21 protein-coding genes and 1 other annotated feature are annotated in these 26,840 nt (G+C 66.5%); of the genes, 5 read left to right on the top strand and 16 right to left on the bottom strand.

Annotated elements, in window-relative coordinates:
- Positions 1-195: 195 nt before the first annotated feature.
- Both ABMA10_RS17535 and ABMA10_RS17530 read right to left on the bottom strand, forming a co-directional pair.
- The gene (locus ABMA10_RS17535) at positions 196-1,704 is read right to left on the bottom strand and encodes an LPXTG cell wall anchor domain-containing protein (protein ID WP_431030749.1); all 1,509 of its coding nucleotides are present in this window, start codon (positions 1,702-1,704) and stop codon (positions 196-198) included.
- 251 nt (positions 1,705-1,955) lie between these two features.
- Positions 1,956-2,924, bottom strand: a complete 969-nt coding sequence (locus tag ABMA10_RS17530) for a DUF222 domain-containing protein (protein ID WP_431030748.1) — start codon at positions 2,922-2,924, stop codon at positions 1,956-1,958.
- A 53-nt stretch (positions 2,925-2,977) separates the two neighbouring features.
- Between ABMA10_RS17530 and ABMA10_RS17525 the strand changes: the two genes are divergently transcribed.
- Positions 2,978-4,197 (top strand): IS3 family transposase gene (locus tag ABMA10_RS17525; protein ID WP_431030747.1). Its coding sequence is split into 2 segments (ribosomal slippage): positions 2,978-3,257 and positions 3,257-4,197, totalling 1,221 coding nucleotides; the frame shifts between segments, so codons are not numbered across the junction.
- Positions 3,256-3,369: a sequence feature (AL1L pseudoknot), on the top strand. It overlaps the preceding gene by 114 nt.
- An 813-nt stretch (positions 4,198-5,010) precedes the next feature.
- Here the strand turns inward: ABMA10_RS17525 and ABMA10_RS17520 are convergent.
- From ABMA10_RS17520 to ABMA10_RS17505, 4 genes are all read right to left on the bottom strand, one after another.
- On the bottom strand, positions 5,011-6,801 hold the full coding sequence (locus tag ABMA10_RS17520) for an alkaline phosphatase family protein (RefSeq protein ID WP_431030746.1): 1,791 nt from the start codon (positions 6,799-6,801) through the stop codon (positions 5,011-5,013).
- 176 nt (positions 6,802-6,977) lie between these two features.
- Positions 6,978-8,201 carry a lipopolysaccharide biosynthesis protein gene (locus ABMA10_RS17515; protein WP_431030745.1) on the bottom strand — a complete coding sequence of 408 codons (1,224 nt, stop codon included), beginning with the start codon at positions 8,199-8,201 and terminating at the stop codon, positions 6,978-6,980.
- Between the two features lie 22 nt (positions 8,202-8,223).
- Positions 8,224-9,486 (bottom strand): hypothetical protein, encoded by a 1,263-nt coding sequence (locus ABMA10_RS17510; protein WP_431030744.1) that lies wholly within the window; start codon positions 9,484-9,486, stop codon positions 8,224-8,226.
- Positions 9,483-10,553: a glycosyltransferase family 4 protein gene (locus tag ABMA10_RS17505; protein WP_431030743.1), complete on the bottom strand. Its 1,071-nt coding sequence runs from the start codon at positions 10,551-10,553 to the stop codon at positions 9,483-9,485. Before ABMA10_RS17505 ends, ABMA10_RS17510 begins: the two co-directional genes overlap by 4 nt.
- Before the next feature lie 265 nt (positions 10,554-10,818).
- On the opposite strand from ABMA10_RS17505, the gene ABMA10_RS17500 reads away from it, so the two are divergent.
- The gene (locus ABMA10_RS17500) at positions 10,819-12,078 is read left to right on the top strand and encodes an O-antigen ligase family protein (RefSeq protein ID WP_431030742.1); all 1,260 of its coding nucleotides are present in this window, start codon (positions 10,819-10,821) and stop codon (positions 12,076-12,078) included.
- 3 nt (positions 12,079-12,081) lie between these two features.
- On the opposite strand, the gene ABMA10_RS17495 is transcribed toward ABMA10_RS17500, so the two are convergent.
- The 8 genes from ABMA10_RS17495 to ABMA10_RS17460 all read right to left on the bottom strand — a co-directional run bounded on the left by ABMA10_RS17495 (position 12,082) and on the right by ABMA10_RS17460 (position 20,891).
- Positions 12,082-13,176 (bottom strand): glycosyltransferase, encoded by a 1,095-nt coding sequence (locus ABMA10_RS17495; protein WP_431030741.1) that lies wholly within the window; start codon positions 13,174-13,176, stop codon positions 12,082-12,084.
- Complete coding sequence (locus tag ABMA10_RS17490) at positions 13,173-14,069, bottom strand: glycosyltransferase family 2 protein (protein ID WP_431030740.1); 897 nt, start codon at positions 14,067-14,069, stop codon at positions 13,173-13,175. Before ABMA10_RS17490 ends, ABMA10_RS17495 begins: the two co-directional genes overlap by 4 nt.
- Positions 14,069-15,019 (bottom strand): glycosyltransferase family 4 protein, encoded by a 951-nt coding sequence (locus ABMA10_RS17485; protein WP_431030739.1) that lies wholly within the window; start codon positions 15,017-15,019, stop codon positions 14,069-14,071. The genes ABMA10_RS17490 and ABMA10_RS17485 overlap by 1 nt, the downstream gene beginning before the upstream one ends.
- Positions 15,016-16,161: a glycosyltransferase gene (locus ABMA10_RS17480; protein ID WP_431030738.1), complete on the bottom strand. Its 1,146-nt coding sequence runs from the start codon at positions 16,159-16,161 to the stop codon at positions 15,016-15,018. Before ABMA10_RS17480 ends, ABMA10_RS17485 begins: the two co-directional genes overlap by 4 nt.
- Complete coding sequence (locus ABMA10_RS17475) at positions 16,161-17,636, bottom strand: sugar transferase (RefSeq protein ID WP_431030737.1); 1,476 nt, start codon at positions 17,634-17,636, stop codon at positions 16,161-16,163. The genes ABMA10_RS17480 and ABMA10_RS17475 overlap by 1 nt, the downstream gene beginning before the upstream one ends.
- 278 nt (positions 17,637-17,914) lie before the next feature.
- Positions 17,915-18,916 (bottom strand): hypothetical protein, encoded by a 1,002-nt coding sequence (locus ABMA10_RS17470; protein WP_431030736.1) that lies wholly within the window; start codon positions 18,914-18,916, stop codon positions 17,915-17,917.
- Positions 18,913-19,512 carry a low molecular weight phosphatase family protein gene (locus ABMA10_RS17465; RefSeq protein ID WP_431030735.1) on the bottom strand — a complete coding sequence of 200 codons (600 nt, stop codon included), beginning with the start codon at positions 19,510-19,512 and terminating at the stop codon, positions 18,913-18,915. Before ABMA10_RS17465 ends, ABMA10_RS17470 begins: the two co-directional genes overlap by 4 nt.
- Positions 19,509-20,891: a polysaccharide biosynthesis tyrosine autokinase gene (locus ABMA10_RS17460; RefSeq protein WP_431030734.1), complete on the bottom strand. Its 1,383-nt coding sequence runs from the start codon at positions 20,889-20,891 to the stop codon at positions 19,509-19,511. The genes ABMA10_RS17465 and ABMA10_RS17460 overlap by 4 nt, the downstream gene beginning before the upstream one ends.
- 153 nt (positions 20,892-21,044) lie before the next feature.
- Between ABMA10_RS17460 and ABMA10_RS17455 the strand changes: the two genes are divergently transcribed.
- The 3 genes from ABMA10_RS17455 to ABMA10_RS17445 all read left to right on the top strand — a co-directional run bounded on the left by ABMA10_RS17455 (position 21,045) and on the right by ABMA10_RS17445 (position 24,412).
- Positions 21,045-21,797, top strand: coding sequence for a lysostaphin resistance A-like protein (locus ABMA10_RS17455; protein WP_431030733.1), 753 nt, complete (start codon positions 21,045-21,047; stop codon positions 21,795-21,797).
- Positions 21,798-21,802: 5 nt separating this feature from the next.
- Positions 21,803-23,719, top strand: a complete 1,917-nt coding sequence (locus ABMA10_RS17450; RefSeq protein WP_347869334.1) for a DUF4012 domain-containing protein — start codon at positions 21,803-21,805, stop codon at positions 23,717-23,719.
- 147 nt (positions 23,720-23,866) lie between these two features.
- Positions 23,867-24,412 carry a hypothetical protein gene (locus ABMA10_RS17445; protein ID WP_347869335.1) on the top strand — a complete coding sequence of 182 codons (546 nt, stop codon included), beginning with the start codon at positions 23,867-23,869 and terminating at the stop codon, positions 24,410-24,412.
- Between the two features lie 80 nt (positions 24,413-24,492).
- Here the strand turns inward: ABMA10_RS17445 and ABMA10_RS17440 are convergent, their stop codons facing one another.
- Positions 24,493-24,669 carry a hypothetical protein gene (locus tag ABMA10_RS17440; RefSeq protein ID WP_347869336.1) on the bottom strand — a complete coding sequence of 59 codons (177 nt, stop codon included), beginning with the start codon at positions 24,667-24,669 and terminating at the stop codon, positions 24,493-24,495.
- A 197-nt stretch (positions 24,670-24,866) separates the two neighbouring features.
- Positions 24,867-26,753, bottom strand: a complete 1,887-nt coding sequence (locus ABMA10_RS17435; protein WP_431030732.1) for a glycoside hydrolase family 2 protein — start codon at positions 26,751-26,753, stop codon at positions 24,867-24,869.
- Positions 26,754-26,840: the final 87 nt, after the last annotated feature.

Raw genomic sequence — 26,840 nt, 5'->3', positions numbered from 1 at the left:
GGCCGAATCGGTTTGGTCGGTGTTGCCCCACCGATTCACGTCGGCGTCGTCCGCGCCGAAACCGCGCCGTGAAGCCGTCGGTGCGAACGGCAGAGACCCGCCGAGCGCACGGTGCGCTGGGCGGGTCTCTGTCGATGCGGTGTCGAAGCCGTTCTGGCGAATCAGGCTTGCTGGCGAATCAGGCTTGCTGGCGGATCAGGCCTTGTGGCGGCGGGCGAACATCGTCGCGGCTGCACCGATGAGCAGCAGCATCGCGGACAATGCGATGAACATCTCCGTCTCGACGCCGGTGTTCGCGAGCGAACCGCCGTTACCGGCGGAGCCAGCTGGCGTCACCGTGGTACCGCCACCCGAACCCGGTGTGACCGGTGTCGCGGCGATGGCGACGGAGAAGTCGACCGGGTCGGAGAACTCGGACGTGCTCTCCGGCGTGATGCCGCTTGAGCTGGCTGCGCGGGTGGCTGACGCGGTGACGGTGTAGTCGCCGTCGGCGAGTTCGACGTCGAGTGCGAACGTGCCGTCCTCCTGCACGGTGGTCGTCAGCGCTGCCGGGACCTCGATGGCGGCCGCCGCTGCGAGCGGCGCTTCCTCGACCGGAGCGGCCTCGTCGGTGGCCGGAGCGATGACGATGGTGATCGTCTCACCGGCATCACCGGTTCCGCTGATGGTGGTGGTCGACGTGGTGACCACGGCGCCGTCTGCCGGAGCGCTCACCGTCGGGGTGTTGGCGAGGCAGTCGAGCGTGACCGTCTTGCTGTCGAGGACGACGGGGTTGCCGTCTGCATCTTCAGTGACGACCTGGACCACGGTCTCGACGTCTTCCGTGAGCGAGACTGATCGGATGCGGGTGTCGCCCTCTGCGACGGTGCCGTTCTCGATGACGGTGTCGCCGTCGAGGAACGCGTAGGGAGCGTCAGAGGTTCCGAGCGAGTTGTCGAAGGTGTACTCGACGCCCGGGATGGTGGGCACGAGGACCCCGCCGGTCGGGATCTCGCAGGAGGCATCGGTGACCGCGCCGGTGGGTGCGGGGCCGGGCTCGCAGTCGAGGTCGAAGGCGCCGGTGGCCAGGACGACGGGGTCGCCGAGGGCATCGACGGACCGGATGGCCGAGGTGCCGCTCTCATTGGGTGTGAGCGACGCGGCGTAGGTACGCGTCTCGCCGGCCGCGAGGGTGCCGCTCTCGACGACGGTGTCGTTCTTCACGAACTCGTAGTCGGCGGACCCGATACCCGCGGTGTTGTCGAAGGTCCAGAGGAAGCCGGGGGACGGCGGGACGATACCGCCGCTCGGCAGCGTGCAGCTGGCTTCACCGATGGTGGCGACGGCGGCCGGGCTGGCGTTCGGGGTGCAGTTCGCGGTCTGGACGGCTCCGGCGATGACGCCGCCGGTGACGTCGATCACCTGGAGCGGGGTGGAGGCGTCCTCGAGGACGGGGAGCACGTAGTCGTCGCTGTCGCCGGGCGCGAGCGTGACGTTGTCGAAGAGGACGGTGCCGTAGTCCTGGACGATCTTGTAGGTGAGGTCGGTGGCGTCGTCCGCTGCGTTGGTGACGGTGATGCTCACAGTGGCGGCTGCGGGAACGGTGCAGTCGGGTGCGGAGATGGTGGCGGACGATGGCAGTGCCTGAGCGGGCAGGCCGGTGAGGACGACTCCGGCCGCGCTGAGCGCGACGACGCCCAATGCTGCGAGTGATCGTTTGAGCATGGACGTCATTGTTCTGTGTGCTCCTTCGTTGGAATGCGCAAGGTGGCGCAATTCGAGTTCGGAGCATGGAACCGAATGGATTGGAGCAGTTTGTGAGGAAGGTCGTGGCGTGCGGTCAGGTGAGGCTGGCGCGCGCCGAAGTGTCGAGTGTGCGCCGCGACAGCTTCGGCGACCCGGGGGCGTGATCCGGTCACTGGGCTTGTCGAAGTGCGTTGGGCTTGTCGAAGTGCTTTGGGCTCGTCGAAGGGCGATCAGGCGGCCAGGCGCGGCCGACCGCCTCGTCGGGGTGTGCGGCTGAGGTCGATGTTCGCAGGGGGAATGAACCAGGGCACGTTCTCGCGCACCTCGATCTCCCAGCGGTCGTTGTGTATCCGGTGGTGATGGAAGCTGCAGAGCAGGATGCCGTTGCCGAGGTCGGTTCTCCCGCCGCGGGACCACCACTGCAGATGATGCGCTTCGGTGAACGACGGTGGATGGTTACAGCCTGTCCAGGCGCATCCTCCGTCGCGTTCCGCGAGTGCGAGCTTCTGCGCTTTTGTGAAGAGCCGGGTGCCGACGCCGAGGTCGAGCACTTGGGATGCCCCGCCGAGGACTTCGGGGATGATGCGGGCGTCGGCTGCCATGCGGCGTGCGGCGCTGGCGGTGATCGGTTCGTCGATGCCGTCGATCGTAGCCGAGCCGGTGCTGGTGAGGCTGTCGGGAGTGGTGAGGTCGTCGAGGGTCATGCGCACGACGATGGACACCGGGGCGAGTTCCTGGGCGGCGCCTGCGCAGCCGCTGGTGTGGCGGAAGATGTCGACGAGGGCGTCTGCCCGGCGTTGTTCCATGGTGCGGGTGTCGGGGAGTTCTGCCGGGGGTACGTAGTCGTCGTTGAACGGGTCGATCGAGGGCATACGTGCGCCGGCGTCGGGCGCGCCGGTGTTCGAGGCGTCGACGAAACGCACCTGGCGGAGCTGCTTGCCCACGAGCGCGTCGATGCCGGCACGGACAGAGGCGGCGGCTTCGGGCTGGAGGAACGCACGCAGTTCCGTCATGCCGTCCGGATGCTCGGTGAGGGAGCAGCGCTGCTGGTGACGCATGCGATCTTCTCGGGGCATGCGGCCGTCTTGGTCGAGGCTGGTGCGGACCAGCTTCGCGATGCTCGTGACCTCGGCGAGCGGTGCGTGGGCGGCGTGCTCGATGCCGGCGGCGACCGCGGCGTGCAGCTGCTCCAGCGGCACTGTCTTGCCCTTGGTTTGATGGAGACTCTGATCGTCCTGAAAGGATGAGGAGTATGCCAGCTTTGAGGAAGTACCCGGCGGAATTGAGAGAGCGTGCAGTGCGCCTTGTGTTCGAGGCGCGTGATGCGGATGGGGGCCGCCGTGGTGTGTGTACCAGGATCGGCCGGCAGCTTGGTGTCCCGTCGGACACATTGCGTGGCTGGGTCCAGCGCGCCGAGGTCGATGGGGGTCTGCGTTCGGGGACGTCCACTGATACTGCGGTTCGCCTGGTCGAGGTGGAGCGTGAGGTGAGGGAGTTGCGGCGGGCGAACGCGATTTTGCGGAGCGCGTCGGCTTTCTTCGCGGCGGAGCTCGACCGCCCACACAGCAGATGATCGCCTACATCGATGAACACAAGGAAGAGTTCGGGGTCGAGCCGATCTGCAGGGAACTGCCGATTGCCCCGCAGACGTACTATGCCGCGCGGTCTCGGCCGCCCTCGCAGCGGTCCGTCAGTGACGAGGACACCGTGGTGAAGGTCCGTGCCGTGCACCAAGCGAACTATGGCGTCTATGGCGTCCGGAAGGTCCATGCGCAGCTGCGTCGCGACGGCCACCGGGTGGCCAGGTGCACGATCGAGCGGCTCATGCGTCGGGAGGGTCTCCGCGGGATCTCGCGGGCCAAGGGGCCACGCACGACGATCCCTGGGCCATTCACGGATCGTCCGGGGGACCTCGTTGACCGACGGTTCACCGCACCGGCACCGGACTGCCTCTGGGTTGCGGACATCACCTACATTCGGACGTTCTCCGGCTGGGTGTATGCCGCGTTCGTATTGGACGTGTTCTCCCGCCGGATCGTGGGCTGGCAGCTCTCCACAACCATGCACACCGAGCTTGCCCTCGATGCTCTCGAGATGGGCATCTGGACGCGGCAGCGTGCCGACCGGGACCTGTCACAACTTGTCCACCACTCGGATCGCGGAGTCCAATATCGTGCCGTGCGCTACACCGACCGCCTCGCTGAGGCAGAAGCAGTCGCCTCGGTTGGGTCCAAGGGCGACAGCTACGACAACGCGATGGCCGAGGCGCTGAACTCTCTATTCAAGGCCGAACTGATCCGCAACCTCGGCCCGTGGAAGGGGATCGACGAGCTCGAGATCGCGGTCGCGGAATACATCGACTGGTACAACCACCGCCGACTCCACGGCGAGATCGGACACATCCCACCCGTCGAAGCCGAGAACAACTTCTACACGCAACTGCCCACCATCACCGTGATGGAACGGGTCTAACCGAGCCTCTACCAAACCCGGGGCTTGACACACCGTGTTCGGGACGATCCGCATCTCGCGGAGGAGGATCGAGGCGCCTTCGATGCTGAGGGCAGCCGGCGCGTGTCGGCCGTCTTCCGTCGCGCGCGGTTCGATGGCGGCAGCGATTTCGGGAAACGGCGTGGGTTCGAGGTCGCCGTGGATTCGCCGCTGCGGCGTGATGGCGGCGCCGACGGACGCGAGGGAGGCCGCTTGTGGACGTGAGATCCGCCAGCGGTCGGCCAACAGGGTCATCGGGTTGGCGTGGCCGTGGGGGCGGGTGATGCTGTCGGGGCCGGGTGTCGAGCGGTGGGTCACGGAGCCCATGACGTGTGCAGAGACGCCGTCGACCACATGCCGGAGTCCGCCCAGGGCGTCGAGCACGCGAAGCAGGCCGGCGTCGTTCATGCCCTCCAACTGGAGGAAGGTGTCGTCGCCCGGGCGGATCGGATCGAGTGCACCGGACCACACCTGCAGCAGTTCTCCGACCGCAGCGGTGATCGCGGAGCGCGCATCGCTCGCGATCGGGCCTGCGGTGGGAGGAGTGTTGGACATGGAACTATCTCAAGAGCCACTGACATTGGAGCTGGGGTAGATAAGCGGTCTGATCTGGGATTTTACGCGACATGTGTTGCTTCATTGAGGAGGTTGCGCGTGTGCGCCTCGACAGGCTCGGCGAGCGACGAAGGTCGCTTTGCCACACACCCCGCTCTCCGAGGCACTCCGCCCACCGAGGACCCCGCTCCCGAGCGCCCCCGATCCCCGAGCCTGTCGAGGGGCAGGCCTCCGCCCGGGTCAGTCGGTGGTTCCGAACAACCCGTCCCCGTGCTTCATCAGCGCCGCGTAGGCATCGGCGTAGTTGTCCGGCAGTGGCGCGTCGGGTTCGTACTTCGCGAGCAGGATCCCGATGAGGCCGAGGGCCGGGGGTGTGAGTGGTCGGGTGCGGTCCTTGTCCGTGTCGGCCCGTGGGTTCGCCTCGGGATTCGGAGGCACGTAGGCGGGGGTGACCGTCGGCCAGAGCGCTGGTTGGCGTGGCGTCGTCAGGTTCACGGCGTTGAAGATGCTCGTGGCCGTGTCGTCGCGTTCGGTGAGTGGGTCGAGGCCGTGCAGCTGGGCGAGGGTCTTCATCAGGGAGCCGTGGTGCATCTCCTCGTTGATCACGCTGCCGGCCTTCGTGTACGCGGAGATGACGATCGACGGAACGCGCAGCCCGAGGCGGTCGAAGGTGAAACCCATCTCCCCGGCCTCCGCCTTCCCCGACGACGCGGACCCTGAGGGCGGGGTCGCCTTGGGCGGTGCGACGTGGTCGTAGATGCCGCCGTGTTCGTCGAAGGTGACGAGGAGCACCGTGTTCATCGCGTTGGACCCGGAGCCGGACGCACTGTTCTTGACCGCCGTGTAGACCTCACCCAGCAGTTGTTCGCCGGCGCGCATGTCGGAGAACGCGGAGTCGCGCTCGGGTGTCTCCTCGAGGTTCGGGGTGTCGGGATCGGCGGCGCGATCGACCGGTCGCACCACCGGCGGGTGCATGTCATTGTGGTCGAACACCATGCGCGGTTCGATGAAGGCGTAGTCGGGCAGGTTCCCGTTCTTCGCGTCGTCGTGGAACTGTTCCATGCTGCGGAAGTTCGTCTTCCAGTACTTCTCGATCGAGGGCGCGCTGAGGAGCCCCGTGAGTGAGACGACCTGCTGGGCGTCGTAGTAGACGCGCCACGTCTTGCCGGCGTCCTCGAGCCTGGTGAACACGGTGGGGACTGCCGGTGCGCTCAACCACTTGCCGATGCCGCCGCCCTCGACGTTCGTGACGTAGCCGTGTGAGGTGCTGGCGTGGAAGAAGGAACGGTTGCAGAACGTCTGCGATGGCACTGCGGCGTACCAGTGGTCGTAGACGCCGAAGTTCTTCGCGAGCGTGGACAGCACGGGCAGCATCGTGGGGGAGAAGCCACCCATCACGACCGCGTATTCCTCGGGCGTCGGCTTGCGGCCGCGGGCGAGGGTCGAGTTGACGATGTAGTCCTTCACGAAGCCGTCGTTCTTGGGCGCGGTGCTGTCGGCTGGGAGGTTCCACGGTGGCTGCAGCGGGTTCCGGAGGTCGCCGTTGCTCTCTGGGTCGATGGTGCCGAACAGCTGAGTGTTGACGTGGGGGTAGAACTCGCCGGGGTCCGGGTCGGGCTGCGCCATGATCTGGTCGGTGGGCCCCGTGTAGATGTGCGCCGGTACTGTTTCGCCGGAGTCGCCAGGGTTGCTGTAGTCGCCCTGGGCGAGGCCGTCGAACGTCTGCCCCGCAGGTTCACCGCCGGCCCGGTACAGCCAGCCGAGCATGTGGTCGAATGAGCGGTTCTCGAACATCACGACGACGACGTGGTCGAACCCCGGTTCGCTGCGCTTCGGGAGCGGCGTGAAGCCGTACTCCTCCTGTGTGTTGGCGGCGTTCACGGCCGCGATGCCTCCGGTGACCGCACCACCGGCAGCGAGGCCCGCGACGCCGAAGCCCGCTGCGCGGAAGAAGTCGCGGCGGGATGCGGGGCGTTTGGGGGTCGCCGACTCGAGTTCAGGGTCCGGAGGTGCTTCCTCGTCGTGTGTCACTCGAGCCCCCGATCTGCAGCTCACCTATTTGAGGGCCGCTACTCGTGCTGACTAGCGTACGGCCAGGTTGCGGTCCCGGGGCGTGGCTTGCGACGTTCACCCATCGCAACCCGAGATGGCGTCTCGCATCGTGACTTTTGAACGTGTCGGGTTTCACGACCATGAATGTGCCGAACTCACCCGAGGTGTGTGTCCCGCGGCGGTCGTTTCAGGAGGAAGAGGCAGAACGCCTGCACCGCGATACCGACGAGCTCCGCGCAGAGACCGCCGAGCTGTGCGCCTGGTGCGCCGAGTGGGCCAGTGAGCGCGAACGTGGTCGCCACACCGGCGATGGCCGCGAGTACGTTCGCAAGGGCGATCCAGTTGGCCCGGCCCTCAGCTACGAGCGATAGCCCGAAGCCTCGCGACGCGCAGATCGCGAACAGGATCGCGCCACCGAGCACGGCGACCTGCCAGATGATGTCGATAGTTCCCGAGAAGACGAGGCTCGCGACGAACGGGACGAGTACCGCGAACCCGACGCCGGAGATGGCACCGAGAGCGACATTCATGAGGAGCGACTGTCGGCTTCGTTTGACGCGTCCGTCCTCGGGGGCGCTGCCGACCCAACTCTGCAGACGGCTGGGAACGCCGCCGAGGATCGAGAGGGCCATTCGCATGAGGCGGTCGACGGCAGCGAACACCGCCACTGCAGACGGATTGACGAGACCGACGATCGCGATCGGCAGCGAGGTGTAGACCACGCTCACGGCTCGGCCCCCGGTGAGTGGGAGCTGCTGCTTGATAATCGCTCCGCCGCTTGTGAATGCTGAGAGCCGCGGCAGGAGCCGCTGACCGAACCGAAGCGCGACCGCGACCTGCGTGAAGATGACTGCGACGAGGGTGCCGATTCCGTAGACCAGCAACGGTGCACCGGCGAGTAGGAGCCCGGCCACCCCAGCCATGATGAGCAACCGGGGGACGCCTTCGAACGCGAGGATGGCGAGGGGCCGGTTCGCCCCCACGAGGAACCAACCCGGGCTGAGGCAAGTTGCCACGGAGGCCGCGGCCAGGACAGCGGCGGCGGGCTTGTAATCTGTTGCGATGGCCGCGGCGGCGACCGCTGCAACAGGAGCTCCAACCAGCGTTGCAAGGAGCTTGGTCGCCAACGCCGATTGATACAGCGATGCGCGCTCAGCTGTCTGCGCTCGCGCAACACGCTGTGGGCCGAGGACGCTCCACCCGAGCTCGCAGATGGTCGCACCAGCGAGTCCGAGCGACTGCGCGACGGCGACCGCGGCGAAGCCGGTGCTCCCGTACTGCGCGGTCAACGCCGGGTAGACCAGCAGAGGAGTGGCCGCTCCGAGGCCCGGGATGAGCAGGTACAGGAGGAGGTTCGAAGCTTGGCGCAGTCTTCTCATCAGCTGTGGGCACGCATCCTGATCAGGCGACGAGTGCGCTGGCGTGCTTCACGACGTCGGCCAGCGGTGCGCCGAGTTTCGTGATGAACGAGGAGTCGAATGCGGCAGGTTCGCTCGACCGGGCCATCTCGATCGCGTCGTTCAGCCGCTGTCCGAGAAGTGTCGGGTCAGGCTCGGCAGTGAGCAGTCGTGGGTGCAGAGCAGCTCTGGTGCCGGCCAGCTCGTTCGTCACGGTGATACCACCGGAAACGACTGAATCGAGCGGTGGGTGAGACGGGTGCGGGCTGTGCTGCAATGAGAGCATCACGTCCGTAGTCGAGAGCAGCTCGAAGTACCCCTGCCAGGAGAGCTTCCCGCGTGACGCCAGGGCCTTGGTATCCGACAACGCGATGGTCGCGTGCGATTCTCCGACGGACGAATACGCAACACCGCTACCTGCAGGCGAGGCGGCGGAGAGCCTTAGCGCGGAGATACCGATCGTGAAGAGGTTGCGGGGTTTGTTCGGCCGTCCGTAGAACATCACGGACGGCTGGGCGGACTTCCGCCGATTCGCGGCCGATTCCTCGAGGCGTCCGAGGTCGAGACTCGGTGCGAACACGAGCGCAGGATCGACATGGAGCTGCTCCGCGTCTCGGAGGTAACCAGCGAGGGGTGCTGAGTTCACAAGCAGGCGGAACCCGGCGTGGTAGGTGGCTCGAGCAATGGCGAATTCCGTCGACCAGGGATAGAAGCCAGGCTCATAGTCTTGAGCGAGGTAGATGACGCGGTCCGGTCCGATCACGTTGAGCCGAGAAGCGACGTCAAGTGGGTGGACCGTGGTCCAATGCGTGCCGATCCACAGTTCGTCCGTGCTGACGGCCAGACCAGTGAGCGCCGACACGTGGAGGACCTCAACCTCGGCCCAACGTGACAGGCCGAACTCGTCCCTGAGGAACTCTCGGATGGTTGCGGATGCCCGCGGGTTGGGCTCATCCCACAGGGCAAAGATGCGGAGTGGCAGGTCGAGCGAGTTCGCCACACCGACACTGACCTCCATTGCCGTGCGGATCCCGGCGAAGATGGCTTCAGCCTTGATTTCGGGAACGATCAAGGACACTCGTGACCCGACGCGGTCGCTCGGACGGATCGATGCGATCGCGAGACTCATCGGGTTGAGGCCGGCGAAGGCGTGGGCTCCCGGCACCCGAGCGGATGCTTCGATGAAGCCCCGCTCGACCCGGTCTCGTTTCGCCTTGCGTTTTGCTCGCATCGCGAGGGTCCGCACCTGGTTGAGAGCAGCGTTCACTTGGTACCCGTCTCCTGCGAGAACCGATGAACGGCGCCCTCGCATATCGCCCGAAATGCGTCTTGGTGTGCTTCGACCGTGAACAGTGCGAGGGCTCGTTCGCGCGCCTGCTCTCCCAACGACGTCCGTGTGGCCGGAGACGCCACCTCGCCGAGCGCCGAAGCGAGGGCGGAGACCGACGAAGGTTTTACAGCCAGGCCGCCGGATCCCACTGCCCAGGTCATGGGTTCGATATCGCTGACGACGATCGCGCGCCCGGCGAGCATGGCGTCCATCAACTTCGCCGGGAGCTGACCATGTGCGTATCCGTCGTCCTTGCTCGGGATCACTACGATGTCCGCGTTCTCGACCAGCGCGAGGCCCTCATCGAAAGAGGTCATTCCGACCCACTGCTCCCAGGGTCGCGCGTCCTCGGGCGCTTCGTCCGTGAGCTTGAGAGTGATTCCGAGATCCTGACGGGCTGAAACCGCTTCCCGCAGGATGTCGACGCCCTTGTGCTTCCGATTCGTTCCGACGAATGCGATGGAGGGTTCGGAGCTGGTGTGCGGTGCTCCGAAGCCCCGATCGTCGCGGACATGAGGAACGACGGGACCGCCGTAGATGGCTTGGAGTACCGGATTGCTCACGATGGTGTCCGCCTGCAGAGCAAGCCGTTTCAGCTCCTGGTTCTTGCGCACGGCGCTGAATTTCAGGATGCCCTTCGCAAAGCGGCGCAGCGGACGCCGCCAGGACAGTGCGGCTTCGAGATCCGGATCGTCGACATCCAGGAGGAGTGGCAGTCGTGCGGTTTGCGCGAGCCGTCTGGCGCGCCCGAATGACGTCTCGACGGGCTTGACTGCGAGGACCAGATCGGCAGCCTCAACAGCCGCGAGGAGCTCGGTATCATCTTCGTCGACCGTGCGGCAGTTCGCGGCGAAGTCCCCGCCGCGCAGCGGACCCCAGATCTCGCCGCCGCGTGGTGCGAACACCTGCGTCTCCCAGCCATTGGCGCGCATCAGCAGCCAGAGGCAGTACGTGCGACCAAGCGAGTTCGAAGTGATGTCGGGGGTGAAGATCGCGATTCTCACCCGCAAGACCCCCGTCTGCTGCGGAGATCGAAGTCGTCAGGCCGACGCATGGACCAGGCCTCTCTAGAACACATTCCTGCACGGGGTCAAACGATCGGACTGGCGGTATTGCCACGAGCGTTCCTTGTGCTCCGTTTGCGGGTCATCAAATAGTATCAATCGCGCGGCACCTGTATCGGCGGCGTAACGCAGATTTCACACTCCGCGACGTCTGCGCGCCTGGATGTTACGTATCCTGGACCGACGTCAGGATGGGGACCGATTCGTGCACGCGGTGACAGTGAAGCCACAGCGGCCACGCATTTTCGTCTGGCTGTTGGGAGTGGCGCTCCTTTTTCTGATTATCGCGCGCTCATCGCTCATGCCTGAGTCGATAGCATTCATCACGCCGGTGATCGTCGCTGTTGCTCTGATACTCGCCCTCTTGAGCTTCGGGGGTGGGCTCCGCATTCCCCTGAGCATGCTCGGGGTGCTTGCGCTGATGATCATTCTGGTTGTCTCCACCGGTGCCCGCGAGGAAACCGGTGACACCGTCAAAGCGCTCGGAATCGGTCTGATGTGGAGCAGTGCCCTGCTCTGCGGCATGGCTATGGACGCGAATGTTCGTCGTTTCCTGGTGAGATTCCTGCTTGTCGTGGCGACGATTGAGACGGGTGTTGCCGTTCTCGAGACGCTGGTCGGATTGGAGGCGATCCGGGGAAGCGTGGCCGGCACGACGAGCGATGTTTACATCGTCCGTGCAAACACAATTCTTGGGGACTGGACAAATCGCGCGCAGGGCACTCTCGGATACCCAATCCCGTTGGCTCACTTCTTGTCGATTGCCTGGATCCTAACAGCCGTCTCAGATGCGATTCGAGGCCGTTGGCGATGGGTGTTGCTTCTCTGGCTCACGCTGGGGATCTTGCTTACCGGGACACGCACCGCGTTGGTCGCGGTTGCGGTCGGCCTGGTCGTGGCCATCCTCGTTCGCAGGCGTAAGCGAGTGGTTCCAGTCTTCATCGTTACCGTCGCAGCGTTCGCGGGAGCCGGGCTGCTGGCAAACTATCTGGCCCAAGCTGATGAGTCGAACGACGCCTCGTTCACTCATCGGTTCGGGGTGATACAGGCCGCCCAGCAGCTGTTTGGCCGCGATGTCGCCTATGTGTTGTTCGGATCCGGCGTCAACTCACAGGGGTCTCTGTTCGGTGGCGTGATCTTCCAGGACGGTGTCACCGGGGCGATCGACAACACCTACCTGACGATGTTCATCTGTGCTGGCTTGCTGGGCTTCATCATCTTCATCGGCTTCTTCGCGAAGGCTTTCATCGCGGGGTCAGCTCCTACCCGCGCTGTTCTCGCGGTCTTCGGAGTGTTCTTCTTCTCGTATGACGCGGTCTGGTGGCACCTGATCGCCACGCTGTTCTGGCTCACGATCGGGATGGCATTCGCCGAACGTCGCGACCGTCAGTTGAATCCTGTTAAGGACACAATCGCGACAAGCCCGAGCCGGGTTACGGCCGTGATATCGGGCCCGCGCCGCTAGACCTTACGCGAACAGCCACCGATCAGCGGCCATTCGACCATCGACAGCTGGAAGTGCTTGCAGGACTCCAGTCCGCGGACGTCGGGTCCGGAGCGCTCCAATAATGGCATCGGCCAGTTCGCCCTTCGCTGCACTTGCGGAGAGCACTCGATGTCCGTGCTTCTCGAGCCATTGTGCAATGCCTGTTTCCGTGCTGGCTACGATCTCGGTGCCGACGCTGAGGCCCTCGACGATCGGAAGGCCGATCTGCTCTTTCCAGTTCGTGAAGGGCTGCGACAGCAGGACGGCCACGTCGGCATGACGCTGCGCCTCAAAGATCACGTCACGGGTGGGGTCGATGATGACCGTCGTGCGCGGAGCTGTCTGCGCCCAACTGACTACCTCCGTCTCGAGCGGCCCCTTACCGAGGATCTGCAGTTCGGCGTTCGGCGAAGAAGCCAACACCTCCGACCAGCTGTCCATGAGCTGGCGTATACCCTTCCGCTCGTCGAGCGCGCCGACGAACAGCACCTTGGATGCTTGCTCCTCGCTGTCGACGGCGAGAGCGGACGGGTGGGCCGTCGGCAGGCCCCAGATGAGGGTCGTCTGGGGTGGACGACGCTTCATCCGGGCGCCGAGTAGGGCTTCGTAATTGGTCTCCGCGTCAGCGGTGCCGAAGACGACGCGAGTCAGCGATCGGTAGCAGAATCCAACCGTCAGACGCAGCAGCGCTCGGGTGACGGCAACTGGCAGATGCGTGCTCGCGGCGACCTTCAGCGGCAGGTCTGCGTTCTCGATCGCGTAGGTCACGAGCTGGGTCGGCTGCCGATGGAACAGTCGGCTGATTCGCGCTGCCACCGAGAGAATCAGGTTCTGCGGCAGTGCGCTCGGAGCGTACGGTTCGACGATTTCAAGCCTCGAGTAGGTGCCCTTGAGAATGAGCACCGCGATGTGCACGAAGGACGTCTGTTCGACTCGAACCCCTGCGGGAGCTCGGGTCACATCGAAGTCGTACATCGGCTTCTGGTAGAAGAAGTCCCCCGGGGCGAAGTCGTGCAGCCGCTCAAGGTGCGTCGTTCGCGCACCGCGGTAGTACCGGGCAATGGGTTTCTGCGTCATCGGGGCCAAGCGTCCTTCGTCACACGTTCGTATGCAGGCTGTTCCGTCTGGCGGAGGCCGTCTCGATAAGCCAGCCAGATGTCACCAGCGAAGCGGAATCGCCGTGCGGCGACGCGCTTGCCCACACGCAAGACCGCGCGGATGACGGACGCCAGGAGAAATGAGCGCTGACGCGCGGCGATGCGACCGAGGCCGTAGGCCGAGTACAGCTGGACTCGGTCGCCGGCGATGCTGTGCGAGGACGACACCGCATGAGCGACGGTCGCGTCGGGCGTGATCGTCACCGCGAATCCCGCGGCCCGGGCTCGGTAGCCGAACTCTACGTCCTCCCAGTACATGAAGAAGGTCTCGTCCAGGAGACCGGCTGCCTCCAGGAGCCGTCGGGAGACGAGGACGCACGCCCAGGTCACGAAGTCTGGGCTCGTCGAACCCGCCGTCTCGTTGATCCGAAGGGGGAAACCGATGCTCGGACCGAGCGCCTGAAGGGAGCCGTCCTCGTTGAGGACCGCCGGGCCGACGATCCCCACACTCGCATCACGTTCGAACGCCGCCAGCATCGCGGACAAGGCTCCCTCGTGCAGTCGAGCGTCATTGTTGATGACGAGCGCGAAGTCTGCGCCAGCGTCGAGGGCGTAGCGCAGACCAACGTTGACTCCGGCCGAGAAGCCGCCGTTCTCCGACCGTTCGAGCAGGACGTGAGTCGGAGCGTTGGACGTGTCGAGCGCTTGCCGAAGCGTGCCGTCCGCCTCGTTGTCGACGATGATGATCTGGTCCAGACCGCCGTCCTGTGCCAGCGAGGCGATGCACGCGCTCGTGTTCTCGGCGTCGCGCCAGTTCAGGACGACCGCGGCAATCGACGGTTGCGCCGAGGAGGCCGCGTCAGGGTGAGACATCAACGCGCTCGCAGCACGTTCGAGACGATCTCGGACGTCCGGTCCCAGCTGTAGCTCGCCGCCGGAGCCGTGGCACGGGGTCGGTCGGCGAGGGCTGTGCGCAGGGCATCGGACCAGGCCAGATCGTCGTGCGCATCGGCGACCGGGAGCCCCTGCCCGCGCGAGATCTCGGCTATCGACTCGCAACCCTCCCAGAAGATCACAGGGGTACCGCATGCGATGCTCTCGACCGCCGGAAGCCCGAAGCCCTCGACCAGCGAGGGGAAGACGGTGGCCACCGCGCCCCGGTAGAGGTCGGCGAGCTCCGGGTCGGAGAGCCCGCTCCGCACCTCGACGCGGTCGACTACGCCGAGCTCGGCGGCACGACGCTCTGCGCCCTCGCGGTCGTTTACGACCACGACGAGCTTCGCTTCCGGAACGCGAGCCAAGGCTCGGAACACCACGTCGACGTTCTTGTGCGCGCGCAGGTTGCCCACATAGAGGAAATATGGAGCGGAGGCCTCAGCCGCCGAGGGCTCGCCCGGGTAAAACGCCTCCGACAGCCCGTTCCCGGCGTTGACGACCCGGACTCGGTCGTCGTCGACCCACTCCTCGATCGCGCGCTTTGACGTCTCCGACACGGTCAGCACGAGTCGGTTTCGGCGGATGATCGGGCGTAGGACGGCCGAGTAGTGCGCGAGGTAGACGGCGCGGCGGTTCGTCGTCGGGTGTAGGTGGATCAGGTCATGGACCGTGACCACCTGTGGCGAGCGTGCGAGGAAGCCGTTGTAGCCGGGGGAGTAGATCGTCTCACCGGCCGGCGTGCGTCGCAGGCGAAGGAAATCCTGTGGATCGGACGGTTTGCCGCTCACATCGAGCGCCGACCACTCGACGCTCAACCGCGGGAGCACTTCGGACGCATAACGACCGATGCCGTGGACGCCGCTCCACCTGGTGTCGGCAAGGATCATGAGGCGATGGTCCGATCGGTCCCACTGGCGTTGACGGGATGTCCGACCCAGTTGGTGAGTTTGAAGGCGAATGCTGCGGAGCCGAACAGTGCGTTCACTCGGTCCTGTGCAGGCGTCATGTCCAGCATCAGTGCGAGCTCGACCGCCTCGCGCAACGTCGCGTCGTCAAGCGACTCGAGCACGACCCCGCCGTCGAGGGCGTTCACGCTCTCCGACGCGCCGCCTTCGGCGACGACAAGCACAGGCGTGCCGAGTGTCATCGCCTCCACGGGCATGATGCCGAAGTCCTCCACCGCCGCGAAGACGAGCAGCGACGCGGCCTGGTAGAGCGCGAAGAGCAGCTCGTCGCTCGGGCGCGTCACGAAGATCACCGGCACGGATGCCTTGTCGGCCAGCGCTGAGAGCTCGGCGTAGTGTGGCCCGGCGCCCGCGAGGACAACCGGCAGGCCGGCCAACTCGCCAGCGCGGATAGCGACATCGAGTCGTTTGTAATCGACGAAGCGCGAAGCGCCGAGGACGAACTCCGTCGGCAACGTAGAGAAGAGGTATGCGTCGGCGTCGTTGAGCTGGTCAGCCCAGGACCTGACGCTCTGCAGGTACTCGACGCGCACCGGCGGGTGGATCACCGTCGCCTCGACACCCCAGGCACGTTCCATCCGTTGTCGGATGTAGTCGCTGTTCGCGGCGAAGGTCGCGCCGTCCTGCGCGCGCCTGCGGTCGATCTGCCGGAGGACAGGAGCGATCGCACGAGCCACGGGATTGCCGCCGCGCACGTCGAGCTCAGGTGCCCAGAGGTACCGCGCCGGAGTGTGGACGTAGACGAACCGCTGCGGTCCGTCGGCCGGCTGCCGCCCACCGGCGTGGTGCGCGAACGCATGCGAGCTGATCAAGACGAAATCCGCATGGGACACCTTCGTGTTCGCCCAGGTCGCCGGCATGAAAGGAAGCGCCGCCGCTTTGCTCCTGCGCAGGGGAGTCCTGGCCAACCAGGACTCGGTCACCGTTCGCCCGGGGTAGCGGTCTTCAGCGTTGTTCCACAGGCAGTGGATGTCGGCATCGGGAAAGGCCGCCGCCATCTCGTCGACGACGTTCTCGGATCCGCCGTGACGTTCGATCCACTCATGCACGATCAACCCGGCCATCAGTGCGCTTCCTTACCCGGCGCGACAACGGCCCGAATCGTGCGCCACAGGATGACGACGTCGCCCATGAGCGACCAGTTCTCGACGTAGTAGAGGTCCAGCCGGATGGCGTCCTCCCAGCTGAGCGCCGAACGGCCGCTCACCTGCCAGAGACCGGTCATGCCGGGCTGCACGATGAGACGACGCTTGGCCGCGGAATCGTAGAGCGCGACCTCGCCCTCGCGCTGCGGACGTGGGCCGACGAGGCTCATGTCGCCGCGGAAGACGTTGATCAGCTGCGGGAACTCGTCCAGCGAGAACTTCCGCAGCGTCGCACCGACGCGGGTGAGCCGTGGGTCGTTCTGCACCTTGAACAGCGGACGGTCATGCGTGCCCTGCTGGGCCAGGAGTGCGGCGAGTTCAGCATCCGCGTTGACCCGCATGGAGCGGAACTTCAGCATGTTGAACGGCTCACCGTTGAGCCCGACGCGCTCCTGCCGGTACAGCACCGGGCCTGGGCTGGTGAACTTCACCAGAAGAGCGACGACCAGCAGGATCGGCGAGGCGACAAGCAGGATCGCGCCCGATCCGAGGATGTCGAACGTGCGCTTCGAGAAGCGTTTCCGTCCCTCGTAACGTGGCGTCTCCACATGGATGAGCGGCAGACCGGCAACCGGACGCGTGTGGATGCGGGGACCACCGATGTCCGTGAGACTCGGAGCGACGATGAGGTGCTGACGGCCGGGCTCGAGGCTCCAGCTCAGCTGGCGGACACGGACCGGGGTGAGCTCGTCCGAACTCGTGATGATGACCGTGTCGGCACCGGTCGTCTCAAGCGCTTGCAGAACCGTGTCGACGGTGCCGGACACCGGGATCGACGTCGCGCCGAGCGTTCCGCCGACTTCGCCCGTCGGAACGCAGGCCCCGACGACACGGAAACCGTAGTCCGTCGCCCTGCCGAGCTCCGATGCGATGTGCTCGGCCGAGTCCGCAGAACCGACCAGTAGGACGAGCGACGAGTACCGACCGCGCGCGCGCTGAACGGAGAGCCACTGCCGCCACATCCACCGCGACAGCAGGAGGACGAGGATACCCGCAGGGAATGCGACGAGGAAGTATCCCCGAGCGAGGTCGAGCTTGAACAGGAATGCGACGATGGCGACGAGTCCGAAGAGTCGGATGCTCGCGTCCGCGATGAGCTTGTACTCGGTGTTGCCGTTGCCGACCAGGCGAGCCTCGCGGGTCCCGAACACCCGCAGCACGATGAGCCAGGCGACGATGAGGACGACAGAGATGGTCGTGTAGTTCAGGATCACACGCGCCATGTCGAAGTCGACGGCCGTGGTCTCCTGATCGAAGTCGAACCAGATCAGCTGCGTCCCGAAGACCACCCAGATGAGCACCAACGCGTCGGTGAAGGCCAGTCGGCGGGCGTACACCCGACGCCAGTCGCGCACGACGGCGGGACTGGGGGCTGGGATAGTGCTCGCAGGCATCGTTGGCAGCGGCACGGAAGGCTGCGGCAGCATGCGGTCTCCGTGGTGAAACACGTAATTACTACTGATGACGACAGGTGAAGTCGATGGTTCGATACGCGAGCGTATCGGCGTTGGTTTTGACACTAGCGGTCTGGCTACGCAACATCTGTCCCCTTTTCGACGGGTGTCACCCGAATGGGTGCCAACTGTAGGGATAGCCCTATGTTCCAGCGGAACTTTCTGCGATTCGACGCACGATTCGTGTGTCAAGCGGCGAGCGACGACGGATGATTCGGTCAGGAGGCGACCGCGCTCCAGGTCGCGCCGCCGTCCAGCGACCGCAGCATGGCGTCGCCGACCCAGAGCCACGACGTGCCGTCGATCGACGAGAGCGACGCCGTCGCCGCGATGTCGGCGTCGGCCACGCAGCCGATGGTCTCGGCGCCCGACGTCGCCGACAGTGCAGCACCGGAGATGCGCAGCACGCCGAGCCCGGAGCACCCGGTCACTCCTCGCGCGGCGAAGAGGATCTGATCCGTCTGGACATCGGCGGCATGGATGCCCGCGAAGGGCAACGCCGTCCACGCGCCGACGGCGGCATCCCATTCCGCGAGCACCGCGGAGCATGCGACGACCGTCCGGGCCCCGTTCGACGCCAGGACGTCGACGGCCGGACACGGCGCGGCCACAGCCGCTCCGCCCAGGGTCACTGCGGCAGTCGCCTCGGGTGTCGCGGCCGTCTCGTAGGCGACGGTCGACAAGAGTTCGGGAGCCGACTCCCAGGTCTCGCCGGCGTCCGTCGAGGTGAAACCGCCGATGACGCAGTCCGCGCCAGTTGCACCGACGAGCTGCAGCTCCTCCGGCCCGGTGGCCGCCAGAGCGTGCACGACGCGGAGATCGATGGCGGACCCGGTGGGCAGTGCCGCCCACGTGGCTCCGGCATCGGAACTCCGCTCCACGACGGCAGGCGCATCGCAGGTTCCGTCGGTCGCGCGCCAGAGCACATCGGTGCTCCCGGCGACGAGGAATCTGTCACCGGCTTCCGCCGCGACGGGCTCCTCGCTGGGCGTGGGCGTCACGGATGGCGAAGTGCCGAAGGTCGGCAACGGCCGCTGCGTCTCGTTGCCGGTGCTGCGGCCGTTCGCCGTCAGCGCCAGACCCACAAGGATCACATCGGCGACGAGGAACAGCACGAGACCGACGATGATGAACACGCGCCGACGCGAACCGAGGCGCTCCCGCCAGCTCACCGGCTGACTGCTCGGCCGATACGTCGACCGACCCCGCTTGGTCGTCATGCTCGGTCGCCGGCCTGCGCCAGACGATCCGCGATGAGGCTCACGAGCTCGTGGATCTGGTCTCCGACACGTGCGTAGGTGGCGGTCCCGCGCCGGTAGGGGTCTTCGATGTCGTCCTCCTCGGCCTGCTCTGGAGGAGCCACCGAACCGCGCTGCGCGGCTACCTCGTTCACGAGCTCCCACGGGTCGTCCACTGCGGGTGCATCGGCCGCGAGGCGGGCGAACTGCGGCATCGTGAACGTGATGCGGGACGCACGCGGCAGCATCCGGGCGACGTCGCTGCGGTGGTCCCGTGTCGCCGTGAGGATGAGGTCGGCGCCGGCCACGAGGTCGCGGTCGAGCGGCGTCGGGACGTGGCCCTCGGGTGAGCCGCCGAAGCGGATCGACTGTTCGACGACCTCGTCCGGCATGGTGAGACCTTGACCGACGCCGGTCCCGGCGCTGGACACCACGATGGGGTGTCCACCGCCGGTGACGTCCGCGGCAGCAAGCCTCGCTGACAGGATCTGCGCACCGAGCGCGGACCGGCAGATGTTCCCCGTGCAGACGAACAGCACCGTGAACGGTCGATCCGTGGTTGCCGAGGAACCGGTCACTTCTTCACGTCCTCGGCGTAGCCGTAGCCGGCGCCGTACCCGTAGCGGGCGTACCCGTACGCGTCGGGGCCCTTCGTCGGCACCATGGTCATGACGAGGCCAGCGACCGAAGCGTTGACGTGGGTCAGCGACTCGAGTGCGCCCTTCAGCTGGTTCTTGTGCGTCCGGCCGGCCGCGACCACGAGGAGCGCGCCACCCGTGTGGCGGGCGAGGAGGGCGCCGTCGGTCACGGGCAGGAGCGGTGGTGCGTCGATGAGCACGTAGTCGAACTGCTTCTCGAGACCGGTGATGAGCTGCTGCATGACCGTCGACCCGAGCAGCTCGCTCGGGTTCGGGGGAATGGCGCCGGCAGGAAGGATCGACAGCAGACCTCGACCCCACTGTTGGATCGTGTCGTCGAGGGTCGCGCGGCGGATGAGCACGTCGCTCAGGCCGACGGCACCCTCGATGTCGAAGTAGTTCGCGAGCTTCGGGCGGCGGAGGTCGGCGTCGATCAAGATGACCTTGTGGCCGGCATCGGTCAGCGCGATCGCGAGGTTCGCAGCAGTGGTGCTCTTGCCCTCGCTCTGGATCGACGAGGTGATCACGTAGCTGCGCGGCTGGTCGCTCACGTCGAGGAACTGCAGGTTCGTCCGCAGGCTTCGGAACGACTCCGCCCGCGGGCTCTTCGGATCGGCCTGGACGATGAGCGGACGCTGCTTCGCCTTGGGGTCGAACGCGATGCCGCCCATGAGCGGCAGGTCGGTGACACCCTCGACATCACGCTCGTTGCGGATGCGGGTGTCGAGCGTCTCCCGCAGTACGGCGAAGCCCACCCCGAGCGCGAGTCCGACGAGGAGACCGAGTGCGAGGTTGAGCGGCACGTTGGGGCTCACCGGCTTGTTCGGGACATCGGCTTCCTGCACGCGGGTCAGTTTGACCGGGCTCGATTCGCCGTTCTCCGGAGTCTCGATCTTCGCGACGACGCCGGTGAGGCTCTCAGCCGTCGTGTTCGCGATCTCAGCGGCGAGCACCGGGTCCTCGCTCATCGCGGTGATCTCGATGAGCGTCGTGTCGAGCGGCGCAGAAGCGGTCACCTGCTGGGCGAGCTGTCCCGCCGTGATGTTCAGCTCGAGGGTGCCGATGACGGGCAAGAGCACGATCGGAGTCCCGACGAGGTCCGCGTAGGTCTTCACCCGCTGCTGCGTGAACGTGTTGCCTTGGGCGAGTTCCTGCACATTGTCGCTCGACTGCGTCGACACGAAGACCTTTGCAGAGGAGCTGTATTCGGGCGTCTTCACGAGGGAGTACGTGGCCGCGACAGCCACACCCAGGAGGGCGAGCGCGACGATCAGCACCCAGTACTTGCGAAGGACACGGAGATAGTCACGAAGCTCCACGCGGTGGCATCCGATCGGTCAGAGGGGGAGAGCATGGCGCCTCGGATCGAGGCGGACCCCGAAGAGGGGGTTGTGAGCCATGGTGCCATAAACCGTCAACTGTTCCCGAGCGTCGAGGCCGACAGGATCGACGCGTGGCGTAGCTTTGCTGCCGTGACCGACGATGCAACCATCACCTCGCGCACCCGGGGACAGCTCGCTCGGAAGCGGCTGATCGTCGCGCTCGCAGGGTTCGCCATTGCCGCCGTGCTGGCCGCGTCGATGCGCGCCGGGGTGCGGGTCCCGGAGCCGTTCGACGCGCTGGGCGGGTACCTGCTCGTCTGGATTCCACTGCTCGCGGCCGTGGTGGTCGCGCGCTTCGCGCTTCGACCGCCGCCCGGGGAACCGACGGTCCTCGGCTTCGCCTTCCGCCCGATCGACCTCCTGTGGGGGCTGACAGCAGGTCTGATCCTGCGCATCCTCGTGAGCGTGCTGGAGGTACTCGTCACCGGTTCCGCACCCGCGATGGCGAACGGGCCGGCGCCGTCGGGCAGCGTCGTCATCGTCGCGTCGTTCGTGATCGCGGTCCTCGCCGCGATCCTGTTCGCGCCGCTCGTCGAGGAGCTCTTCTTCCGCGGCCTCCTGCTTCGATCCGTGCAGGGAAGCGTTCCCGGCCGCGCCGCCTGGGTGACGGTGCTCGTCTCAGCGGCGTTGTTCGCCGCGCTCCACCTGGTGGTCGCGAACGGACCCACGGAAGCACTCATCGCGGGTGTCGGAACGTTCCTCGTCGGACTCGGCACAGGGACCGCGGCGGTGCTCACCGGTCGGCTCGGACCGGCCATCGTGACCCACGTCGTGTTCAACGCCTCGCTGCTGGTGCTCGGCGTCACCGCGGTGACCGGCGGCACCGGCGTCATGATTGAATAGCGCGCATGCCGTCCCAATCCGACGACCGTCGCCCTCGCTCCGACGATCGCCCAGCTGCTCGACGCTCCGGGAGTGCGGGCCGGTCCCACGGTTCACAACGGGCGTCCAGTGCTCGATCACGGGCTCGCCGGCGTGACGGCGCCCGCGACGAGCGCCTGCGGGTCCGTCGTCGGACGACGCTCCTCATCGTCGGAGGGATCGTCCTCGTCGTCGTCGCCGCTGTCGCTTGGATCGGCGTCCGTGCTTTCCTGGCGAAGGGTGAACTCGAAGCGGCCGTGCCCCTCGCGCAGTCCGTGCGCGAGCACGTCCTGGCGGACGACCCGGCGGCAGCGGGCAAGACCGCTCGCGAGCTGGCGACGCATGCGCGCTCCGCCGCCGGACTCACGAGCGATCCGATCTGGCGCGCAGCGGAGGTCATCCCGTGGGCGGGACCGAACCTCGCCGCCGTCCGCGAGCTGGCGGGCGCGACCGAGGACGTGGCGGTCGGTGCCATCACGCCCCTCGTGAACCTGTCCGGATCGCTGCGCCCCGAGCTCTTCAAACCGGTCGATGGAGCGGTTCCCCTCCAGCCGATCGTCGACGCGCAGGAAGACGTCCGCAAGGCCGACGACGCGCTGAACGATGCCGCGCACCGGGTGCGCACGATCGATGCCGACCCGCTGATCGGTCCGGTGCGTTCCGCGGTCGACCAGCTGCGACCGGTGCTCACGGAGACGGCCGACACCGTGGACGCTGCGAGACGCGCTATCGACCTGATGCCCGCCATGCTGGGCGCCGACGGTCCTCGCACCTACCTCGTCATGTTCCAGAACCCGGCCGAGCCCCGGGCGAGCGGTGGCAATCCAGGCGCCCTCGCACTCATCGGGACCGACGGCGGCAGGATCACGCTCCTGCAGCAGGCCTCCACGGCTGACTTCCCGAGATTCCCGGAGCCAGTGCTCCCGCTGCCGGTCGAAACCGCCGGCATCTACGGCAACATCACGGGACGGTTCCTGCAGGATGTCACGCTCACGCCGCGGTTCCAGCAGTCCTCCGAGCTTGCGTCCGAGATGTGGTTCCAGCGCTTCGGCACCCGCGTCGACGGCGTCCTCAGCATCGACCCGGTCGCGCTCGGATATCTCCTCGAGGCGACCGGTCCCATCGACCTCCTGACGGGAGACCAGCTCACCACCGACAACGCTGCCGACCTCCTGCTGAGCGAGGTCTACAACCGCTATCCGGCCGGCCCCGAGCAGGACGCGTTCTTCGCGGCAGCATCAGGTGCCGTGTTCGATCGCATCGCGTCCGGCGCCTTCGGTCCGACGAAACTCATCGGCGCCCTGGCACACGCGGGCTCTGAGCGCAGGGTCCTGCTGTGGAACGCTGCGGAGGCCGAGCAGGCTCTGCTCGACGGCACATCGCTCACCGATCTCCTGCCGACGGCCGAGCAGGCGCCGGACGCGTTCGGTGTCTACGTCAACGACGGCACCGGCAGCAAGATGGGCTACTACCTCGACATGCAGACCGCCACCGGCATCGCCCAGTGCGGAGCCGACGGTGCACTGCTCGGTCTGCAGCTGACGCTCACGAACACCGCGCCCGCAGACGCTGCGACCACACTCAGCGACTACGTCACCGGGGCCGCCCAGGTCGGCGTGACGCCGGGCAACTTCCGATTCAACATCATCGTGTACGCGCCCCCAGGGTCCATGCCCGGTGGGGTACAACGCGACGGCGTCGCACTCCCCTCGCAACTCGCCTCCGACGGCGAGTTCCCGGTGACGCAGTTCGTCGTCGAACTCGCGCCAGGTCAGAGCACGACGATCGACCTCGGTGTGACGGCTCATGACGTGGTGAAACGGCCTGAAATCATCGCCACGCCCAAAATTCACCTCCCCGAAACACAACAAGTGGCGGTCAACTGTGAATTTGCTCTACAGTGATGACTGTTGTCACTCTTGACCCGTTTTCGGGGGGCGTCAAGGCGGAGACACCATCTACTTCCGATTGCGACGAGAGCGACGCAGCGGTCGGCTACAGCACTGTCATCTGCACGACCACCACTTGCACAGCCTTCTAGGGGACAACACATGATCAAGAAAATCACCGCGGTCTTCGCGCTGGCCCTCGCTGGCCTGTTCATCGCGCCGGTCGCAGCAAACGCTTCCTACGTTCCCGACGCCACCATCGAGGTGAGCGGCTCGGTCACCCCTGGTGGAACCGCCACCGTCGCATTCAGCGCCGGCGCCTTCCAGCCCGGCGAGACCGTGTCCTTCACCCTGACCGGTGAGAACGCCTCCGGCGCCACGCTCGCAGCGGTCGACTCCAAGTCGCTCGAGAAGACGGCATCGTCCACCGGTGCTGTGAACCTCAACGTCACGCTGCCGAGCAACGCCACCGGCTCCTACACCGTCACCGCCACTGGCCTCACCTCGCAGGTCATCGGCACCGCGACCCTCACGGTCACGGCAGCCGGTTCGGGCTCCGGCGGCGGCAACGACAACGACCTCGCTGACACCGGCTTCGACGCTCCGGCGTTCGTCGTCTGGGGTGCAGCCGGCGCAGTCGCCCTCGGCGCGGCACTCATCGCCGTCCTCGTGATGGTTCGCCGCCAGCGCGCTTCGCTCTCGGCCTAGTCTCTCCGCGGCTCACGCCGCACACGAAACGGCGGTCGGTGCTTCTGCACCGGCCGCCGTTTCGTCGTTCCTGGAACGCCCTACGCGTCGTCGCTCGGGTGGTCCGTGTCCTCTTCCTGGTTGAAGTTCGACCCGTCGGGGTCGTGGCCGACGGCGATGCCGTCCTCGGTGTTCGGGATGGTCTGGTTCTCGCCCAGGCCGCCCGGCTTCGGCGTTCCCTCGCTGTCGTTCTCGGTGTGATCCGTGTCGTTCGTCATGCCCAACAGGTTAAGAGGAGTGGCTTGGAGAGTTTCAGGGCTTGACAGTGCAGGCGCAGGTGATCGGCGTGTGCCCTTCGACAGGCTCAGGAGCGGGGTGGCGTGAGGGAGCTGGGTGGCGTGCTGACGCGCGCTGAAGACACGAGGGCCGGACGGAATCCCCGATTCCGTCCGGCCCTCGTGCTCGTAGCGAGTCCTCAGCGCACGTCGGCAGCACCCTCCAGCACTCGTCCTGCGCGGACCCGCTGCTCGTAGGCGGCGTCGGCCGCGAGCACCGCGTGAACCCGCGCGAGGTCGAACTTCGGTTGGCGGTCGAAGTCGTAGATGCCGTTCTGCTCCTGGAAGGTGTCGGTCAGCTGCGTGTAGCAGTAGCCGAACATGTTCTCGTCGTCGGTGAGCACCTTCACCAGACCCGCGAAGCGCTCGTGGAACTCCTCCACCGACGCGACGCGCGCACCGTACCCCCACGAGTCACCACCGGCGTCCGCAGCAGCGAGCTCGGCGTTCCACCAGATGCCGCCGAACTCGGAGACGAAGAACGGCTGGCCCTCGTACGGCAGCGAGATGACGCGACCGTCCTCGAGGTTCGCGAACGGCTCGCCCGTGGCGATGCCGCCCTGCTCGATCGCGAACACCACAGGATCCTGCTCGTAGGAGTGTGCGTCCCACACGTCCGTCTCGCGAACCCGGTGCGCGTACCCGGACGCGTCGATGACGGGCCGGCTCGGATCGATGAGCTTCGTCGCGAGGAACATGCCCCGCGTCACATCGTCGAGCACCGTCACGCGGTCGTGCAACGTCTGGTGCGTCTCGTTCAACGGGCACCAGCCGATGATCGACGGATGGTTCACATCGCGCTCCAACGCCTCGACCCACTGGGTGATGAACGACGCCGTCGGTCCCTGGTTGTGGCCGACCGTACCTGCACCGGACACACCCCAGTCGCCGAACTCGCCCCACACCAGATAGCCGAGGCGGTCTGCGTGGTAGAGGTAGCGCTCCTCGAAGACCTTCTGGTGGAGGCGCGCTCCGTTGAAGCCTGCATCCATGCCGAGGGTGATGTCGGCCACGAGTGCGGCATCATCAGGGGCAGTCATCAGCGACGACGGCCAGTAGCCCTGGTCCAGCACGAGTCGTTGGAAGACGTGGTCGCCGTTGATGAGGACGGCGGTCCCGTCGATCGCGATGCTGCGGAGGCCGGCATAGCTGGAGACCCGGTCGGTGATGGCGCCGGCGCCGTCTCGCAGGATGATCTCGAGGGTGTAGAGGAACGGGTCGCTCGGGCTCCAGAGCCGTGCGTGCTCCGCTGGGACCTCGAGCCGCACCGAGGGCGACATCGTCGAGCCGATGAGGGCGGTCTCGCTCGTGACGAGCGTCTCGCCAGCGAACAGACTCGCAGTCGCGGTCGCACCGGCGCTGTTCTTGCTGGGGACGAGGGTGCAGTCGAACCTGCTCGATTCCGCATCCGGCACGACCGTGAAGCGACGCAGGTGCAGTTCATCGACGGCCTCCACCCACACCGTCTGCCAGATGCCGGTCGTGCGCGTGTAGTAGCAGTCCGTGTTGCCGTACCATGTGGCCTGCTTGCCCCCGGCCTTAGGCTCATGGCGGGTGTCCCGCGCGCGAACGACGAGCTCGAGCACCTGGCCGGGGGAGACCGCACCGAGCGGAACACGGATCGGCGTGAAGCCGCCGCGGTGACGCATGGCCTCCACGCCGTCCACCCACACCGTCGTGTCGTGGTCCACCGCACCGAAATGCAGGACGCCGTGCTTGCCGTCCCAGCCCTCCGGCACGGTGAAGCGCGTGCGGTACCAGACGGCTTCCATGAAGTCGGTGTGCCGGACGCCGGACGCCTCCGACTCCGGAGCGAACGGCACCAGGATGCTGTCGGAGAGTTCCCGCGTCAGCAACCCGCGTTCGAGGCCCGTGTCGCCGGCGTCGATCTCGAACTCCCACCGGCCGTTGAGGTTCACCCAGCCATCGCGGACGAGCTGCGGTCTGGGGTACTCAGGGCGAGGCTGTGGGGCCGCTTCGGTCCTGCCGTTCGGGAGCGGGGCGGGGAAGAGGAGAGGGTGCGTCATGTGAATCGTCAATCCGTTGGGTCGTGGCCCTTCGACAAGCTCAGGGACCGGATGTGTGGGGCTCAGGGATCGGGGGCGTGGGCTCGG

It is taken from the genome of Plantibacter sp. RU18 (genome assembly GCF_050613355.1).
Lineage (GTDB): Bacteria > Actinomycetota > Actinomycetes > Actinomycetales > Microbacteriaceae > Plantibacter.
This window is presented reverse-complemented; position numbering and strand designations above follow the sequence as displayed.